This is a genomic window from Mycolicibacterium sp. TUM20985 (assembly GCF_030295745.1).
GTDB lineage: Bacteria > Actinomycetota > Actinomycetes > Mycobacteriales > Mycobacteriaceae > Mycobacterium.
Window position 1 is genome coordinate 1159557 of the sequence record NZ_AP027291.1, and the last position, 18217, is coordinate 1177773.

At 69.1% G+C, this 18217-nt stretch carries 11 protein-coding genes and 1 tRNA gene; 4 read left to right on the plus strand and 8 right to left on the minus strand.

All coding sequences use genetic code 11. The features are described 5' to 3' along the window. Positions 1–61 precede the first annotated feature (61 nt). Both glmU and QUE68_RS05705 read right to left on the minus strand, forming a co-directional pair. Positions 62–1522 carry a bifunctional UDP-N-acetylglucosamine diphosphorylase/glucosamine-1-phosphate N-acetyltransferase GlmU gene (glmU, locus tag QUE68_RS05700; RefSeq protein ID WP_284233025.1) on the minus strand — a complete coding sequence of 487 codons (1461 nt, stop codon included), beginning with the start codon at positions 1520–1522 and terminating at the stop codon, positions 62–64. 79 nt (positions 1523–1601) lie between these two features. Then, positions 1602–1673: transfer RNA gene (locus QUE68_RS05705), tRNA-Gln, on the minus strand. 96 nt (positions 1674–1769) lie between these two features. Between QUE68_RS05705 and QUE68_RS05710 the strand changes: the two genes are divergently transcribed. The 3 genes from QUE68_RS05710 (at position 1770) to QUE68_RS05720 (ending at position 7063) form a co-directional block, all read left to right on the plus strand. After that, positions 1770–2366, plus strand: a complete 597-nt coding sequence (locus tag QUE68_RS05710; protein ID WP_284231596.1) for a TetR/AcrR family transcriptional regulator — start codon at positions 1770–1772, stop codon at positions 2364–2366. 93 nt (positions 2367–2459) lie between these two features. Beyond that, positions 2460–6095 carry a transcription-repair coupling factor gene (gene mfd / locus QUE68_RS05715; protein WP_286275256.1) on the plus strand — a complete coding sequence of 1212 codons (3636 nt, stop codon included), beginning with the start codon at positions 2460–2462 and terminating at the stop codon, positions 6093–6095. Beyond that, positions 6092–7063: a nucleoside triphosphate pyrophosphohydrolase gene (locus tag QUE68_RS05720; protein ID WP_284231576.1), complete on the plus strand. Its 972-nt coding sequence runs from the start codon at positions 6092–6094 to the stop codon at positions 7061–7063. The genes mfd and QUE68_RS05720 overlap by 4 nt, the downstream gene beginning before the upstream one ends. Here the strand turns inward: QUE68_RS05720 and QUE68_RS05725 are convergent. Continuing rightward, entirely contained in the window at positions 7042–9249 is a 2208-nt protein-coding gene (locus QUE68_RS05725) for an Ig-like domain-containing protein (RefSeq protein ID WP_284231574.1), read from the minus strand. The genes QUE68_RS05720 and QUE68_RS05725 overlap by 22 nt on opposite strands. Before the next feature lie 216 nt (positions 9250–9465). Between QUE68_RS05725 and QUE68_RS05730 the strand changes: the two genes are divergently transcribed. Then, positions 9466–12102, plus strand: coding sequence for a helix-turn-helix transcriptional regulator (locus tag QUE68_RS05730; protein WP_284231572.1), 2637 nt, complete (start codon positions 9466–9468; stop codon positions 12100–12102). On the opposite strand, the gene QUE68_RS05735 is transcribed toward QUE68_RS05730, so the two are convergent. The 5 genes from QUE68_RS05735 to efeU all read right to left on the minus strand — a co-directional run bounded on the left by QUE68_RS05735 (position 12053) and on the right by efeU (position 18136). Continuing rightward, positions 12053–12544 carry a helix-turn-helix transcriptional regulator gene (locus QUE68_RS05735; protein ID WP_286275257.1) on the minus strand — a complete coding sequence of 164 codons (492 nt, stop codon included), beginning with the start codon at positions 12542–12544 and terminating at the stop codon, positions 12053–12055. The two genes, QUE68_RS05730 and QUE68_RS05735, sit on opposite strands and share 50 nt — an antisense overlap. Positions 12545–12756: 212 nt before the next feature. After that, positions 12757–14616 (minus strand): AAA family ATPase, encoded by a 1860-nt coding sequence (locus QUE68_RS05740; RefSeq protein WP_286275258.1) that lies wholly within the window; start codon positions 14614–14616, stop codon positions 12757–12759. Between the two features lie 64 nt (positions 14617–14680). Next, positions 14681–15973, minus strand: coding sequence for an iron uptake transporter deferrochelatase/peroxidase subunit (gene efeB / locus QUE68_RS05745; protein ID WP_455013401.1), 1293 nt, complete (start codon positions 15971–15973; stop codon positions 14681–14683). A 19-nt stretch (positions 15974–15992) separates the two neighbouring features. Next, the gene (gene efeO / locus QUE68_RS05750) at positions 15993–17177 is read right to left on the minus strand and encodes an iron uptake system protein EfeO (RefSeq protein WP_284231568.1); all 1185 of its coding nucleotides are present in this window, start codon (positions 17175–17177) and stop codon (positions 15993–15995) included. Next, complete coding sequence (gene efeU / locus QUE68_RS05755; RefSeq protein ID WP_284231566.1) at positions 17174–18136, minus strand: iron uptake transporter permease EfeU; 963 nt, start codon at positions 18134–18136, stop codon at positions 17174–17176. The genes efeO and efeU overlap by 4 nt, the downstream gene beginning before the upstream one ends. Positions 18137–18217 lie beyond the last annotated feature (81 nt).

The following is an 18217-nucleotide window of genomic DNA, read 5'->3' on the forward strand; positions in this document are numbered from 1 at the left end:
TACGGGTTGATCGTACGTAGCGATTCTGGGACCGCGTGGCCGGGTTGCCAGAATGCCAACGTCAGGTGTCCGGTTGGTCCTCGCGGGCGCCGGCGTTCCTGGCTGCCTCGGCCGCGGCGCTGTTGGGTCGTTTGCGCACGACCCAGCCCTCGATGTTGCGCTGCGGGCCCGCCGAGACGGCCAGCGCGCCGGGCGGCACGTCCTCCCGTACGACGGTGCCCGCGCCGGTGTACGCGCCGTCGCCGACGACCACCGGAGCGACGAACATGGTGTCCGAACCGGTGCGCACGTGAGAGCCAATCGTGGTGCGCCGCTTGGTTTCTCCGTCGTAGTTGACGAACACGCTGGAGGCGCCGATGTTGCTGTCCGCGCCGATGTCGGCGTCCCCGACGTACGTCAGGTGCGGCACCTTGGTCCCTGCGCCGATGGTCGCGTTCTTGGTCTCGACGAACGTACCGATCTTTCCTTCGGTCCCCAGTTCGGTGCCCGGCCGCAGGTACGCGAACGGCCCGACGACGGCTGCGTCGCCGATCACCGACGACGAACCCTGGGTGCGGATCACGGTGGCGCCGTCGCCGACGGTCACGCCGGTGAGCGTCGTGTCGGGCCCGATCTGGCAGCGCGCGCCGATGCTGGTGGTGCCGAGCAGCTGGGTGCCCTGGGCGATGACCGTGTCGCGCCCGACGGTCACGTCGACGTCGATCCACGTCGTGGCGGGGTCGACGATGGTCACCCCGCTGCGTTGCAGGTCGGCCACCAGGCGGCGGTTGAGCTCGCGGTGCAGATCGGCCAGCTGGATGCGGTCGTTGACCCCCGCGACCAGCGCGCTGTCGTCCACGTGCAGGGCGCGGACTTGCCGATTGCCGCGGCGGATGATCTCGATGGCGTCGGTGAGGTAGAGCTCGCCCTGCGCGTTGTCGGAGCGTAGCTCGGTCAGGGCTGAGCGGAGCGCCGTGGCATCGAAGGCGTACACGGCGGCGTTGACCTCGCGGATCGCCAGCTGGGAGGCCGTGGCGTCGGCCTGCTCGACGATGCTGGTCACCTCGCCGTCCTGAGTGCGCAGGATGCGGCCGTAGCCGGTGGGGTCGGGCACCGTCGTGGTCAGCAGGGTCGCGGCGACGGCTTCGCTTCCATGGGCGTCGACGAGCTCGTTGAGGGTGGCGCCATCCAGTAGTGGGACGTCACCGGCGGTGACCACGACGGTGCCCTCGAAGTCGGCGGGCAGCGCGGCCAGCCCGCAGGTGACGGCATGCCCGGTACCGAGCTGTTCGTCCTGGATGGCGATGTCGATCGGGCGGTCGAGTTCCTCGGCGAGGCTGGCGACGGCGGGGATGACGCGGTCGCGGTCCTTGCCGACCACTACCACCAGGTGCCGCGGGTGGACCTTCGCGGTGGCGTGCAGCGCGTGCGCGATCATGCTGCGGCCGGCCAGCGTGTGCAGGACCTTCGGCACGTCGGACCGCATCCGGGTGCCCGCCCCCGCCGCCAGGACGATGACCGCGGTCTCGCCTCGTGTCGTCATCGATCCCTCACGTTGGGCGATTTCGGCGTGATCGGTCGCGCTCGTCGCGACTCATCACGCCGAAATCGCTAGGTGGGTGCTCCGTCGCCAGGACTCGAACCTGAACTATCTGTACCAAAAACAGAGGTGCTGCCGATTACACTACGACGGACTGCGGGAGTGACTTTACGCGAGCGACTTTAGTCGAAGGCCTACCCTGGCAGCCGTGGCAGCGCCCGAGAAGGAAGCACGTGCACCGCGCGCGCGCATGACGGGTACCGAACGCCGCCAGCAGCTGATCGAGATCGCCAAGTCGCTGTTCGCCGAGCGCGGTTACGACGCCACGTCGATCGAGGAGATCGCCCAGCGGGCCAACGTGTCCAAACCCGTCGTGTACGAGCACTTCGGTGGCAAGGAGGGGTTGTACGCCGTCGTGGTCGACCGCGAGATGTCGGCACTCCTGGACGGCATCACCTCCTCGCTGACCAACAACCGCTCCCGGGTGCGGGTGGAGCGGGTGGCGCTCGCGCTGCTGACCTACGTCGAGGAGCGCACCGACGGTTTCCGCATCCTCATCCGCGACTCCCCGGCGAGCATCGCGTCGGGCACGTATTCGAGCCTGCTCAACGACGCCGTCAGCCAGGTGGCGTCGATCCTGGCCGGTGACTTCTCCCGCCGCGGCCTGGACCCTCAGCTGGCGCCGCTGTACGCCCAAGCCCTCGTCGGCTCGGTGTCGATGACGGCGCAGTGGTGGCTGGACACCAGGGAACCGAAGAAGGAAGTCGTCGCCGCGCACCTGGTCAACCTGATGTGGAACGGGCTGACCCACCTCGAAGCCGATCCGGAGTTGCACGACCAGCAGTAGCCCCTCGCGCGAATGGCCAGATATCGCACGCTTTTTGGACGTTGACGTGCGGTAGGTGGCCACTCGGCGGGCGATGACTAGGATGAGTAATCGATGACCACTTCGGGGCACCCCCATGTCCAGACCCCGATGTCGGGACTGGTCCGACTCGCGCTGTCCGACCCCGGTCTGGCCGATCTCACCCGCCGCGCCGCCGAGGCCACCCCCGAATGGGCGCTGGTCGGCCCGGCCAATGCCCGCCTCTTCGTCGCCGCCGCGCTCGCCGAGGCGGGCCCACTGCTCGTCGTCACCGCGACCGGCCGGGAGGCCGACGACCTGACCGCCGAACTGCAGGCCGTTCTGGGCGACGCGGTCGCGCTGTTCCCGTCCTGGGAGACGCTGCCGCACGAACGGCTCTCGCCGGGAGTCGAGACGGTCGGCGCCAGAATGATGGTGCTGCGCCGGCTGGCCAAGCCCGACGACACCCGCCTCGGCGCACCATTGCGGGTCGTGGTCACCACGGCACGCTCACTGCTGCAGCCGATGGCGCCGGACCTGGCCGACGTCGAGCCGGTCACGCTGACGGTCGGAGCCGAGGCCGAGTTCGATGGGGTGCTGGAGCGGCTGGTCGAGTTGGCCTACACCCGGGTCGACATGGTCGGCAAGCGCGGCGAGTTCGCGGTCCGCGGCGGCATCCTCGACGTCTTCGCGCCGACGGCCGAACATCCCGTCCGCGTGGAGTTCTGGGGCGACGAGATATCCGAGATGCGGATGTTCGCCGTCGCCGATCAGCGATCGCTGACCGACATCGACCTCGACACGCTGATCGCCGTGCCGTGCCGAGAGCTGATGCTGACCGAGGACGTCCGTAAGCGAGCGGCCGCGCTGGCGGCCGATCAGCCCCATGACGACAACCGCGTCACCGGCACGGTCAGTGACATGCTGGCCAAGCTGGGCGAGGGCATCCCCGTCGACGGGATGGAGGCGCTGCTACCCGTCCTGCGACCGACTGACCTGTCACTGCTCACCGACCACCTGCCCGCCGGCGCGCCGGTGCTGGTCTGCGACCCGGAGAAGGTCCGGACCCGGGCGGGCGACCTGATCAAGACGGGGCAGGAGTTCCTGGAGGCGTCGTGGTCGGTCGCCGCGATGGGAGCTCAGGCGCCGATCGACATCGAACAACTCGGCGGGTCCGGCTTCCGTGAGCTCGCCGACGTCCGCGCCGGCGCCGCCGTCGGCGGACATCCGTGGTGGACGCTGAGCCAGCTGGGCAACCCGGACGCGACGGAACTAGACATTCGCGCCGCGCCGTCGGCGAGGGGGCAGCAGAACAACCTCGACGAGATGTTCGCGATGCTGCGCGCGCACGTCACGACGGGCGGGCTGGCCGCGGTCGTGACGCCGGGCACGGGTACCGCCCACCGCATCGTCGAGCAGTTGGGCGAGGCCGACACCGCCGCGTCGATCCTGGCGCCTGGCGACGTGCCGAAGCCCGGTGTGGTCGGCGTGCTCAGGGGACCGTTGCGCGATGGTGTGGTGCTGCCGGGCGCCAACCTCGTCGTGATCACCGAGACCGACCTGACGGGCAACCGCGCCGCCGCCACCGAGGGCAAGCGACTGGCGGCCAAGCGCCGCAACGTCGTCGACCCGCTTGCGCTGACCGCGGGCGATCTCGTCGTCCACGACCAACACGGCATCGGCCGCTTCGTCGAGATGCAGGAGCGCACCATCGGTGGCGCCCGACGTGAGTACCTCGTCCTCGAATACGCCTCGGCCAAGCGCGGTGGCGGGTCGGACAAGCTGTTCGTGCCGATGGACTCGTTGGATCAGCTGTCCCGCTACGTCGGCGGGCAGGAGCCGTCGCTGAGCAAGCTCGGCGGCAGCGACTGGACCAACACGAAGACTAAGGCGCGCAAGGCCGTTCGCGAAATTGCGGGCGAATTGGTGACGCTCTACGCCAAGCGTCAGGCGGCGCCGGGGTTCGCGTTCGGACCGGACACGCCGTGGCAGGCGGAGATGGAGGACGCGTTCGGGTTCACCGAGACCATGGATCAGCTGACCGCGATCACCGAGGTCAAGTCCGACATGGAGAAGCCGGTGCCGATGGATCGGGTGATCTGCGGTGACGTCGGCTACGGCAAGACCGAGATCGCGGTGCGCGCGGCCTTCAAGGCGGTGCAGGCGGGCAAGCAGGTCGCAATCCTGGTGCCGACGACGTTGCTCGCCGACCAGCATCTGCAGACGTTCTCGGCGCGGATGGCGGGCTTCCCGGTCACCGTGAAGGGGTTGTCCCGCTTCACCGACAACGCCGAGTCGCGCAAGGTTCTCAGCGGCATGAAGGACGGCTCGGTCGACATCGTGATCGGCACCCACCGCCTGCTGCAGACCGGTGTGACGTGGAAGGACCTCGGCCTGGTCGTGGTCGACGAGGAGCAGCGCTTCGGCGTCGAGCACAAGGAGCACATCAAGTCGATGCGCACCCACGTCGACGTGCTGACGATGAGCGCGACGCCGATCCCGCGGACCTTGGAGATGAGCCTGGCAGGCATCCGCGAGATGTCGACCATCCTCACCCCACCCGAGGAGCGCTTCCCCGTGCTGACCTACGTCGGACCGCATGACGACAAGCAAGTCGCCGCGGCGCTGCGGCGCGAGCTGCTCCGCGACGGGCAAGCGTTCTACATCCACAACCGGGTGCGAACCATCGATTCGGCCGCGGCCAGGGTCAGGGAACTGGTGCCCGAAGCCAGGGTGGTCGTGGCGCACGGCCAGATGGCCGAGGAGCAGTTGGAGCGCACCGTCGAGGGGTTCTGGAACCGCGAGTTCGACATCCTGGTGTGCACGACGATCGTCGAGACGGGGCTGGACATCTCGAACGCGAACACGCTGATCGTCGAGCGTGCGGACACGTTCGGGCTCTCGCAGCTACACCAGCTGCGTGGTCGCGTCGGCCGCAGCCGCGAGCGGGGTTACGCGTACTTCCTCTACCAGCCCGAGGTGCCGCTGACGGAGACGGCATACGACCGGCTCGCCACGATCGCGCAGAACAACGAGCTCGGCGCGGGCATGGCGGTGGCCATGAAGGACCTCGAGATCCGTGGCGCGGGCAACGTGCTGGGCGCCGAGCAGTCCGGCCACGTCGCCGGCGTCGGGTTCGACCTCTACGTCCGCCTGGTGGGCGAGGCGGTCGAGGCGTACCGAGCCGTGATCGATGGGAATCCCGTTGCGGCCGTTGAGGAACCGAAGGACGTGCGCATCGACCTGCCCGTCGATGCCCACCTGCCACCGGACTACATCGGCAGCGACCGACTGCGCCTGGAGGGGTATCGCCGACTGGCGGCCGCCTCCGACGACGCCGCCGTCGCGGGTGTCGTCGAAGAACTCGTCGACCGCTACGGGCCACTCCCGCAGCCCGCCCAGCTCCTGGTGGCGATGGCCAGGCTGCGCCTGCTGTGCCGGCAGTATGGCGTCACCGAGGTGAGCGCGCCCTCGGCGTCCTCGATCCGCGTCACCCCGCTGACGCTGCTGGATTCGCAGCAACTGCGGCTCAAGCGGATGCATCCCTCGGCGACGTACCGCGCCACCACGTCGACGATCATGGTCCCGATTCCCCGCGAGGGCAGCGGGGTCGCGGCACCACGGGTGCGCGACGCCGAATTGCTGCGCGTGGTGGCGGGTTTGCTGCTGGCGCTGGATGGAAGGCCGCAGGCCGAGGTTGATATAACCGACCTCGGAGGTATTGCCCCATGACCGTCGTCTTGGTGGATCCGCGCCGCCCGTCGTTGGTGCCCGTGGAGGCCATCATGCTGCTTACCGGCGACGTGCAGTACACCGAGGAGATGCCCGTCAGGGTGCCGTGGTCGCTGCCTACGGCCCGGCCCGCCTACACCGGTGAGGACGCTCCTGTGCTGCTGTCCTCGGATCCCACGCACCCGATCGTCAGAGCACGTCTGGCTGCGGGCGCGCCGCTGATCTCCTCGCCCGCAACGCAACCCGGCGAACGGCTGCTCGACGCGGTGGCCATGATGGACAAGCTCCGCACCGACGGGCCGTGGGAGAGCGAGCAGACCCACGATTCACTGCGCCGTTATCTGCTGGAGGAGACCTACGAGCTCTTCGACGCCATGCGCAGTGGGGACGCGAACGAACTGCGCAACGAGCTCGGAGATGTGTTGCTGCAGGTGCTCTTTCATGCTCGTATCGCCGAGGATGCGCCGCAGCACGCGTTCTCCATCGACGACGTCGCTGACGCGCTGGTGCGCAAACTGGTCAATCGGGCCCCGGCAGTGCTTGCCGGAGAACAGGTTTCCCTCGACGAGCAGTTGGCGCAATGGGAGGAGCGCAAATCGCTGGAGAAGACCCGCGAGTCCGCGATGGACGACGTGCCGACCGGGCAGCCCGCGCTGGCTCTGGCGCAGAAGGCGATCGCCCGAGCCGAGCGGGCGGGCGTGCCCGCCGAGTTGATTCCGTCGGCAATGCTCACGGTGAGCTTGACGCCCGACGTCGACGCCGAGAATGCCCTGCGCACAGTGGTGTTGGAGTTCATGGACGACGTCAGGACGGCGGAGAGGGTGATCGCCGCTCGCCGCAACGGGGAACTCGACGCCGTGCCCTCGGGAGTGATCGGCGCCGACGAATGGCAGTCAGCCTGGCCGACCGAGCCCTCGGACGAACAGACGCCCGAGGAGTCGGTGGGTCAAGCGGACCCGATCGGCTGATCGACCGGACCCAGATCGAAGATCGTGAAGAGGGAGGACTGGGCAGTTCCCGGGTCCCTCTTGTAGACGTAGACCTTGTCCCCGCTCTGAACCACGGTCACCGTCGCGAAATCGGTTGCGGGACCGAGCGCGTACTTGGGTAAGTCGGCGGTTGTGGTGGGCTTGAAGACCAGATCGTCGCCGACCCGTTCGATCAGCCCGGCCACGCCGACGATCGTCAGCTGGTCCCCCGGGTTGGTCAGACCGCTGGTGTCGGCCGTACCAATCGCCGCGTCGATGGGGAAACTCGTCGCGAGGGTGCCTGCGATGATCAGCGCGGTCTGAAGGGTGACGGTCACCTTCGCCGAGGTCACGCCACCGTGGCCGTCGTCCAGGGTGAGGGCGACGATGTCGGTGATCTGCGCGGCGGTTCCCCCCGCTCTGAGCGCGGCGAGGGTCGGCGTATAGCCGAATGTCCCGTCGGCCTTGCGCGTGACGGTGCCCAGGGCCTGGTCGGCATTCACTGCAGTCACCGTCACGCTGTCGCCGTCCGCGTCGCCGACGTTCGGCGTGATGAGCAGGATGGACGTCGACACCGTGGTCGTCGAGGTCCCGGTCGCGTCGGAGGTGTAGCTGATCACTATGCGTTCCGACGCGTGTGCCGGGTCGAGCGTGACGGCGGGATCGACGGTGGGAAGCTTGTTGTCGGGTTTGATGCTCACCACGACTGTTGTCCGGACCTGGGCGCCGTAGCTGTCCGTGGTCGTGACGACGAAGGTGTCGGTGATCGGAGCCGTGCCGACGGCGGCCGCGTCGTGGCGGGCCCAGGCGGCGGGTGTGTACTCGTAGACACCGGTGGCCGTATCGATCGTGGCGGTTCCCTTGGGTCTGAGGATGACCACGTTGGGGTCTCGGTAGATGGAGTACGTCACGGTGTCACCGTCGGGGTCCGAGGCACCGATGCTTCCGGTGACCACTCCGTCGGCGCCTGGGGCGGGTGCGGTGATCGTCGGCGGGGCGGTGGGGGCGGTGTTGACGGGGGCAACGGTGACGATGACCATCTGGGTGGCGGGCGCGGCGTGACCGAAGAGGTCGGCGAGTCCGTGGATGTGCCAGGGGTTGGCGATGGCATCGGTGACGGAGACCGTGAAGCTGTCGGTGCCGCCCTCGTGCGCGAAAGCCGAACTGGGCGTATAGGTGTAGGTGCCGTCGGAGCCCAGGACGACCACGCCATTCGTTCCCTTGCCGACGAGAGCGTAGGTGAGTTGGTCACCGTCGGCGTCGGCGCCCCCGAGGGTGCCCTCGACGACGCCGGTCCTGGCATCCTGCGATATCTGCGCCGGGGAAAGGGTGGGCGCGGCGTTGAACAGCGTGTAGTGCAGTCGGCGCACCGCGACCCAGGCCCCGGCGAGGAGGTCGTTGAGCGGCGACGACGGTAGCGGCACGCCGGGGTCCAGTGCCCCGAAGCCGGTCCAGCGCAACACGTCGGCAACGATTGCGCGGATGCTCACGGGAGCGGTGACCGCCGCTGGATACGACTTCGTCGTCACGGACACGAGGGCGAGTGGGGCAGCAACGCGCGCGACCGTTTGTATTGCGGCACCTGATGTTTCGGGTGCGGCGGCCCCGTCTTTCGGGGTGTCTTCCGGCTGGGTGGTCGCCGCTGGTGCGACCGACCTGTGAGTCGGCGTCTTGGGTGCCGGCGCGGACGGTGCGTCGCTGCCAGAGTTGGGTGCGTGGCTCGGCGCGGCGGGTATCACCGGGTCCGGTGAATCGACCTGGGGCTCGGCGTCCGGCTCGGGTTCGACGACGTCGGTCGATGCGGTGGGGATGGTCTCGTCGGCGGCGGCGGCGGCGTCGTCCGTCTCGTCGTCGTCTCCCGATGGCTGGGTTCTCACCACCCCCTGCGCGCTGAGGGTCGAGCGCGGCACCTCGCCAATGTCCCGGTGTGGCGTGGCGGTCGAGGTTGACGACGGCTCCGCGGTGTCGGCGGTGTTGTCGACCGGGTCGGTCGCGGCGTCGTCGGAGGAACTGGCCGCTGGTGCGCTGTCGTCGGCGGTGGCGACGGCCGCGACGGGGGTGACGATCATCGCCGCGCCCAGGCCCGCGGCCACCGCGCCCGCCTGAAGCCAGCGCCGCACCGCCGGTTGGTCGCCCCGATCGGCGGGATGGCGTGGGTGGGCGGCGTCGTCTAGATCACGCGGCATGTCGGTGTCCCTCCGGGGATGGTCGGCCCGGTGCGGCGAGAGGTCGTCGGCACGGGTTTCGTACCCATCGTCGGGCGATTCGACGGTGGTCGACCCCGTAGGCGGCTACCTAAACCCTTGGGTACGGCGAGCGTCCGACTACTCACTTCGGCCAGATTTCGCGGGCCGTCAGCTGGGCGGCCAACCTCCGAAGCCCCAAGGAGGTAGGTTTCGACTGTGAGCGAGCGCTGGCCCTTGACGGGCCGGGGTGAGCAGCTCGGCCTGATGGCTGATGCGTTGGGCGGGAACGGGTCTCGCGGTGTGCTGATCGTCGGACCTGCCGGCGTCGGCAAGACGCGCCTGGCCCACGAGGCGATAACCGCCGCCACCGCACTGGGGCAGACGTCGTACCGCGTCGCGTGTACGGCCGCGGGTCGATCGGTACCGCTGGGGGCGTTCACCTTCGTCGGCGACATCATCGACGACGTGCGGGTCGCGACGGCGGATCGTGTCATCGATGCGCTGACCTCGGGGGTCGACGGCCAGATCGTGTTGGGCATCGACGACGCGCACCTGTTGGACGATGCCTCCGCCGACGTCGTCGAGCGGCTGCTGCGCAGCGGAGCGGTGAGGGCAGTGCTGACGGTCCGGGCGGGCGGACCGGGCAGCGCGGCGGCGGTGGCGCGTTGGAGTGACGCCCTGCTGCGGACGCTGGAGCTGCAGCCGTTGCTCAGGACGGACTTCGACCGGTTGGTTCGGCGTGCGCTGGTCGGCGCGGTGAACGGTGAGTGTGCGCAACGGCTATGGGCGAGGACTCGGGGCAATGTCCTCTTCCTGCACCACCTGCTTCACCAAGAGCAAGCCGACGGCCGGCTGCGCGTGGTGGGCGGCCAGTGGCAGTGGGCGGAGACGGCGACGATGTCCCAGTCGCTGCGGGATCTGGTGCTGCTGCAGATCGGAGCGATGTCCGACGACGTCCGCGACGTCGTCGGTGCAGTCGCCGTCGCGGACACCATTTCCCGGTCCATCCTGACGGGGGTAGCAGAGCCGGCCGCGGTCGAGGAGGCGTCCGGGCGCGGGCTCATCACAGCCGCACCGTCGAGTCCCGATGCGTTCGTGATCGGCCACCCGTTGTACGCCGAGGCGATCGTGGCGCGTGACGACGCCGGCCTGGCCCGCTTGCGCGGCCGGGTCGCCGTGGCAATCGAACGGGCCGGTTCATCGGTGCCCGTCGATCCGATTCGGCTGGGACTGCTGTGGCTGGCTTCCGACTTGCCCGCCGACCCAGGGGTTCTCGGGCTGGCCGCCGATGCCGCCGCCGACCGGCTCGATTCGGTGCTGGCGGAAAGGTTCGCCAGGGCCGCGGTCGGCGCCGGCGGCGGGACGACCGCGAGTCTCCGCCACGCGCGCGCACTGCACTTCCTCGGCCGCGGCGCGGAGGCCGCGCGCATCCTGGACGGGATACCCCTCGACGACGAGCTCGCCGAGGGCCCCAGCGATCCGTTGATCATTCGGATCGCGAACCTGACGTGGGGGATGGGTGCTCTTGACGAGGCCACCCGCCTGGTCGACGACGCACTCGAAACCGCCTCGGGACCCCGGCGTCATGGCCTGCTGGTCAATCGCGCACTACAGCTGATGCTGGGCGGGAGGCCGGCTGCGGCGATGTCGGTGCTCGGCACCGTGGAGCGCGGACGTCTCGCCCGCCTCGATCAGATCACCGCTCTGATCGTCGAGACGATGGCGCTGGCGGATCTGGGTCAGGACCTCGCGGCGGGCGTCAGCGCCAGAGAGTGCGAAGGTCTGGTCGCCGCATCGACGCAGCAGGTGCTCCATCTGGTGATCCTGGCGGTGGCGCGGGCGTCGGCCTTGGCGATGGCGGGATATCCGGGTGAGGCACTGGCCGTGGCAGAGCGCTGCCGCAATCGTTGCGCCGAACTGCCCGGCGTCGCCCGCACGACGTCGGAGGCCGCCTACGGTCTGGTCGCGTTGCGGCGCGGCGACCTGGCCACGGCGCTGAAGTGCCTGGACCCCGATGTCCTCGACTTCGATGAGTACTCGATCAGTTCTGGTGTCGCATACCGGTATTCGATCTACTATGCCGAGGCCTTGGCCGTGGCCGGGGATTCGGTGTCGGCAGCCGCCGCTTTGCGGCGGGCTCAGGAGTCGCGCCGATCGAGTGAGGCGCACCTCGACACCTCGCTGCTGCTCGCCGAATCCTGGGTGGCCGCGAGCCACGGATCCGGCACCGCCGCCCGCGACGTCGCCCGTCGCGCCGCAGACCTCGCACGCGATCGTCAGCAGTTCGCGCAGGAGGCGTACTGCCTGCACACGGCGGCGCAGTTCGGCGACGGTTCGGTGGTCACCCGACTCATGGAGTTGGCAACCGTCGTGGAAGGGCCACGCTGCCGGCTCGCCATCCGGCATGCACGCGCGCTGGCCGACGGTAATGCAATCGAACTCGATTCGGTATCAGCCGGTTTCGAAGTCATGGGCGATCCGCTGGTGGCGGCGCGAACGGCCTCCCAGGCCGCCGGTCTTCATCGTCGGGCCGGGCGGCGTGGAAGCGCACTGACGGCGGGTGAGCGCGCGATCCGGCTGGCCCGCGGCTGCGGCGCGGCGGCGGGTCCCATCGTTGCCGAGGCCCGGGTCACGATTCCGTTCACCCGCAGGGAGCGAGAGGTGGCTCTGCTGGTGGCGCGTGGCCTGTCCAACCGGGAGATCGCCGAGGCCCTCTCGCTGTCGGTGCGGACGGTCGAAGGCCACGTCCGGCACTCGTGCGCCAAGGCCGACGTCGCCAGCCGCACCGAACTTGCGCTGTTGATCACGCGCGTCGATGTGGAGGGGGTCGAGCCGGGCGCGGCGACGGTTTGAACCGGATGATCAGTTCGGCGAGCTGCTTACGGTCGGGCACCCCGGCCCGAAAACTTGCGCGGTACACGTGGCCCTCCACTGTCCGCACCGACAGGGACAATGCGTCGGCGATCGCGCGATTCGATAGCCCGTCGAGGATTAGCCCGGCGATCTCGCGCTGGCGTCGGGTGAACGGCGCCACCGGACCGGAAATCCCTTGGTGGGTCGATTGGAGGCCGCATGCCTGGGCCAGGCGGTTGGCGCGGGCACTCGCTTCCAGCGCATGACTGCGGCCGCCCGTGTGGCGGTGCGCTGCCGCCGCCTGGTCCGCCGAGTCGGCGGCGGCGAGAAGGTCGCCCAGGTTCTCGTAGTCCCGCGAGACCACGTCGAGGCCGTCACCATCTTGGGCCGCCAAGGCGCGGGCGTAGCGGACTGTGATCGCCGCTCGAGGACTGTCGGCCATGGCGTGCAAGGCGGCCAGTCGCGGCAGACTCTGCGTCGCCCCCAACTGCAGAGCTACTTGCTCGCAATGGATTTCGCTGGCGAATTCACCGCGGCGGCACGCTCGCTCGGCAGCCTGCAGTGCCGTCCGCTGGGCTGTCGAGCGTTGGCCGCGCTGGGCGGCGATCCACGCGCTGGCAAGCAGGTGGGCAGGGCTCGGGTCGACGTCCGGGGTCAGCGCCGAGTCGGCGTCGTCCAGCAGACCCGATCGGGCGGCCGCCGTCGCGTACAGCGCGCGATACCGATCGCGATGGGCTGCGCCAAGGATCTCATCGACTGGGCCCGCCGCGGCGGGCCCAGCAGTTGAAGTGCCTGGCCGAGGTCGCCCCGGGCCAGGGCGACCATGCCGGTGATGGCGGCAGCCGAGGCGCGAGCCAGCGGTGAGAGGGTTTGGCACAGTTGGGTCGTTCGCTGCGCCACCACCGCGGCCTCGCCGAGGTGCCCGGTCAGAATCAACGCGGGCACCTGCGTCTCGGCGGCGACCAAGACGTCCAGCGCGTCGAGGCTGGCGACCACGAGGCTCGACGTCGCGTCGATATCCCGTCGGGCCTTGGCCACTTCGCCGCGCTCGGTATGCGCGAGGCACCGGCCGCCTAGGTGGGCGATCCGCCCGAGACCGTCGAGTTGCCGGTCGTCGATGCCGTCGGTCACCGCCAGCGCATCGCGGGGGTCGCCCCCGCACGCGAGTCGAAGCCCCCGAATGGCGCGCGCCTGGTCATCGCCGTCCGGCCCGATCCCCAGCACCGCGCCCAAGGTCGAAGCTTCTCGCAAGCCCTTGACGTCCAAGAGATCCCGGTCGACCCGCGATTGCGCGCACCTCGATTCCGCGTACCTGCTCAGCAGTAGCAGGCAGTAGGCGTGGGTGAGTGCCATGCCATGCCCGGCGTCGATCTGGGCACCCGCCCCGGCGCACCTCTCGGCGACGTCGAGGTCGAGGCGCCGTAGCGCAGTCTCGGCGGCGGCTCGCAGGATGTCTAGTTGCGGTTCGAGATCGGAGTCCAGCAGTGCCACGCCGAGTCGGGCTGGATCGACGGGCCCGGTGCTGCCCGGTGCGGCCATCGCCGTCACGAGACGGCCCATCAGGCGGCGCCTCTGCAGTGGGCCGAGATCGGTGAGCACCGTCTTCGCGTAGAGCGGATGACGGATTCTGAACGCCTCGGGATCCGCGTCGCACGCCACGATCAGTCCACGCCGCTCGGCGTCGCTTGCGGCTTGGCGATCGGTCAGCATGGCTAGGTGCAGGCGATTGACCGACTGTGCCACGGCGACGAGTTCCAATACGTCCCCTACGGATTCGGACACCGGACCGATGCGTACCCGGAACACGTCGCGAAGCGCCGCGGTGACGGTCGGTTCCGCGCGCAACCGCCAGTGGCCACCGTCGAACCGCAGATTCCCCGCGGCTGCTTCGTGGTCCACCAACGCCGTCAACAGCGAGGCGTCCCCCTGGGTCAGGTCCCAGAGCTGGTGGACGCAGGCATCGGAGACGGGCCCGGTGAGCGCGGCGGTGAGCACGTCGGCGAAGGCCCGCACTGTCCACCGCGGCAGATCGATGCGCCGCAGCAGACCGTCCTTCCATAGTCGCAGCACGGCGTCGGGCAACTCGTCGCCGGTGCGGACCGTGATGACGGCGTTGACGACGCGACGCGAAACGAGTTGGTGCACGACGAACGCCGATACGTCGTCGAGCAGATGGGCGTCGTCGATGTCGAGGAGCACCGGAGTGCGCTTGGCCAGGGCCGCGACGGCAGCCATCGCCTCTGACGCGGTGTGCGCGACGCCGCGGGACGTGTCCGGCCACGGGGCGAACGCACTCAACGGCACGGTGCGTCCGGCCAGGGTGGCCACAATCGGGTGGACCGACCATCTCGATCTGGCGGCGGCTGCCGCGGCATCTGCGGCCAGTCGTGACCTGCCCACGCCCGGCGGCCCAGCGATCAGCACGCCCTGCGCCGTAGCGGAATTCAGCGCCTCTTCAATGACCTTCAGCTCGCGGTCCCGGCCCGTCGTCGGCCATCCCATGGTCGCGGCCATGTCAGCGTCGCGCCGCGACACCGTTTATTGACACATCCGTCATGTTAACGGAGAGCTGCGACCCTCAGCTGAACAGCGTCGAGCCCCAGTAGGCGTTGGCGTCACCGTTCGGTAGTCCCGGCGGGCAGGCGAACAGTGCGGTGCCGGTATGGGTGATGTACTCGTTGAGCGCATCGTGGCGGGACAGTTCCATCTGCATCGGGACGAACGACGTCCTCGCGTCGCGGACGAACGCAATGAAGAACAGCCCGGCGTCCAGGTGGCCGAAGCCGTCCGTCCCGTCGGTGAAGTTGTAGCCGCGGCGCAGGATCTCGATCCCGCCGAGGTTCTCCTTCGACGCGAGCCGGACGTGGGCGGCCATGTCGATGAGCGGGGTGCCCTTCGAGCTCTTGGTGGTGAAGTCGAGCGCGTCGAATTCGTCGGCGTACCCGATCGGCGCACCGGTGCCCTTCAGCCGTCCGATGACCCGCTCCTGCTCGAGAAGAGTGGTGTGGTCCCAGTTCTCGATGCGCATCCGGATGCGTCGGGTCACCAGGTAGGTGCCGCCGGTCATCCACGCCGGCCCGTCACCGTCGGCCACCCAGACGTGCCGGTCCAGGGCGCCGGTATCCTCCGCCTTCAGGTTGGACGTTCCGTCCTTGAAGCCGAACAGGTTTCGAGGCGTCGCCTGGTCACGCGTCGTCGACGACGTGCGACCGAAGCCCAGCTGGGAGTAGCGCACCGCGGCGGTGCCGAACGCGACCCTGGCGAGGTTGCGAATGGCGTGCACGGCGACCTGGGGGTCGTTGGCGCAGGCCTGTACACAGATGTCGCCGTGGCTCCTCGCCGGGTCCATCGTCTCGTTGGGGAACTTGGGCAGATCGATCAACGCCTCCGGGCGCCGATCGGCGATGCCAAACCGGTCCTTGCCGTCCTTGACGAAGAACGACGGGCCGAAGCCGACCGTCAACGTCAGCTGGGAGGCCGGAAGGCCAAGCGCCTCACCGGTATCCGCGGGGGGCGCATACGGGTTGAGGCCGACGGCGCCGTCGGCGACGGCCTCCTCGGCGAGCGTCAGCCGCTCGGCCATCGACGTCCACTGCTTGAGCATCGCCACGACTTCCTCACGGTCGTCGGTGGTGACGTCGAAGGAACAGAAGTGCATACGGTCCTGCGCCGCGGTGACGATCCCCGCCTGGTGCGCGCCGCGGAACGGCACGGATTCCTGCAGTTCGGTCGTAGGGGAGCTGGCCGAGGCCCGGCCGGCGAGCGCACCCGCGCCCGCCGCGCCGACCACGGCCGCCGTCACCCCCGCCGCGCCGAAGAGCTTGCGGCGCGACAACCCGCCGCGGGCCGAATTCAGCTCGGCGAGTATCACGTCCGGCCCAGCACCGGAATCACTGACCTGCGATGACACCCTGCACCTGGCTGACTTCCTTGCTCAATGCGTCGATCGAGCGCGAAAGCTCTTGGCGCTGCGGCTCGGTCACGGTGTCGTAGAGGACGAACCCGTCACCCTGGCGGTACTTCTGCAGGAGGGCTTCGGATTCCGCGAAGCGCTGGTCGACCTTCTTGCCCAGGTCGGCGTTGCGTTCGTCGAGAATCGGCCGCACCGAGGAGACCGCGGTCTGCGAGCCCTGCAGGTTGGCGTCGAAGTCCCAGAGGTCGGTGTGGCTGAAGATGTCCTCTTCACCGCTGATCTTGCTGGACGCGATCTCGTCGAGCAGACCCTGTGCGCCACCGGCGATCTGGGTCGAGTCGATCGTGAAGTCGGGGGCCTTGACGCCGTCATTGAGTTCCTTGACGTCGGCCACCAGCTGGTCGGCGAGGGCATCGGCGTCGGGCTGCAGACCGGTGACCCACAGCTGCTTCTCCAGGGCGTGGAAGCCCGTCCACTTCTGCCCGGGTTCGAGGTCGGCCTCGCGGAGGTCGATGCGCGGGTCGAGGTCGTCGGGGAAGGACTCGGCGACCGGTTCGATGCGCTCGTAGTAGGTACGGGCGATCGGGAACTGGCGCTTGGCCGCCTCGACGTCCTTGGCCTTGACGGCCGCGACGAACGCGCCGACGGCGGGGATCAACGCTTCGGTTTGGCTGGTCACGTACCGCTTGTAGTTGTCGGCGGCTTCGGCGAACTTGCCCTCGGTGTCGACCTGCACAGCGTCGCCGGTGACGGTGAAGTCACCGCGGAGGCCGTCGCCGATCATGCCTGGCTTGCAAGCGGTTTGGTAGGTACCCGGCTCGGTCAGCTGGACGATGAGCTTGCGCTCGAGCCCGGGGGAGATGTTCTCGACCTCGCCCATCACCCGGTCGCCCGCGCCGTAGACGTAGAACTCGGTGACCTTGGTGCCGTTGTTGGTGATCACGAAGGTGCTCGGACCGGTGACGCCCTCGGTGCCGGACAACTCGCACGACGTATCGGACGCGTCGACCGTGATCTGGGCCGGGGAGTTCCCGCCGCTGCCCGCGGGGGTCTCGGCTTCCTTGGCCTGGCAGCCGACGAGCGAGATGCCGGTCAGCAGGGCGGCCGCAGCGGCGGCACCGGCTCTCGCAGTGCGCGGGGAGACGTGGACGGACGGATTCACCTGGTCGACCTTTCGGGGGTGGCGGTGGACCGCGGTTCTTCGGGAGTGCGGTCGGCGCTGGCGGGGGGAGTGCCCGGCGGTGGAGTAGCCGCCGGCTTCGCGGGCGCCCGCAGGGGGCGCAGGAAGACGATGAGGACGATCACCAGATAGAGCGCCCAGGAGATGAACTGCAACCAGGTCGGCGTCGGGGTGACGTTGAAGACGCCCTGGACGACCTGGCCGTACCAGGACGACCAGTCAAACCACGAGCTGATGTCGAAGGGGCGGCTGGCCAGGCCGGGCAGCCAGCCGACGGTCTGCAGGGCGCCGACGCCGTAGGACAGGATGCCCGCGGCGACGACGATCAGGAACGCGCCGGTGTAGCGGAAGAACTTGGCCAGGTTGATTCGCAGGGCGCCGCGGTACATGCCGAACGCGATCGCCACGGCGACGAGCACGCCGACGACGAGGCCCGTCAGCGGCCACAGGGTCTTGGCGTCGGCGAAGCCCACCATGAACAGCGCGGTCTCGACGCCTTCACGCCCCACGGCGAGGAAGGACAGCGAGAACACGGCCAGCGCGCCTGCTTCGAGCGCCCGCGCCATGTCGCCGCGGAGTTGGCCCGACATGCTCGCCGACGCCTTCTTCATCCAGATGACCATCGTCGTGACGATGGCGACGGCGATCACCGACGCGACACCGGCGATGGCTTCGGCGCCGAGCCCGGAGATCGTGTTCTCGCCGAATTGGATGACCAGGAACACGGCGACCGTCATGCCGATCGCGGCGCCGACGCCAAGCCAGACCCATCTGAGGGCGTCGCGGCGATCGGACTTGACGAGGAATGCGACCAGGATCGTGACGACGATGGCGGCCTCGAGACCCTCCCGGACGCCGATGAGCGCGCTGCCGAAGAGCTGGGACGACACGCTGGGACCCGCGGCCATCAGTGACGTGGACACCTCACCTACCGCGGTCATCGGGTCGTCCTCGCTACTAGAGGGGCTATTGAGCTTTGGCTAGCCAAAGCTAGGTGTGGCTCACCTTAGCAAGACCGGTCC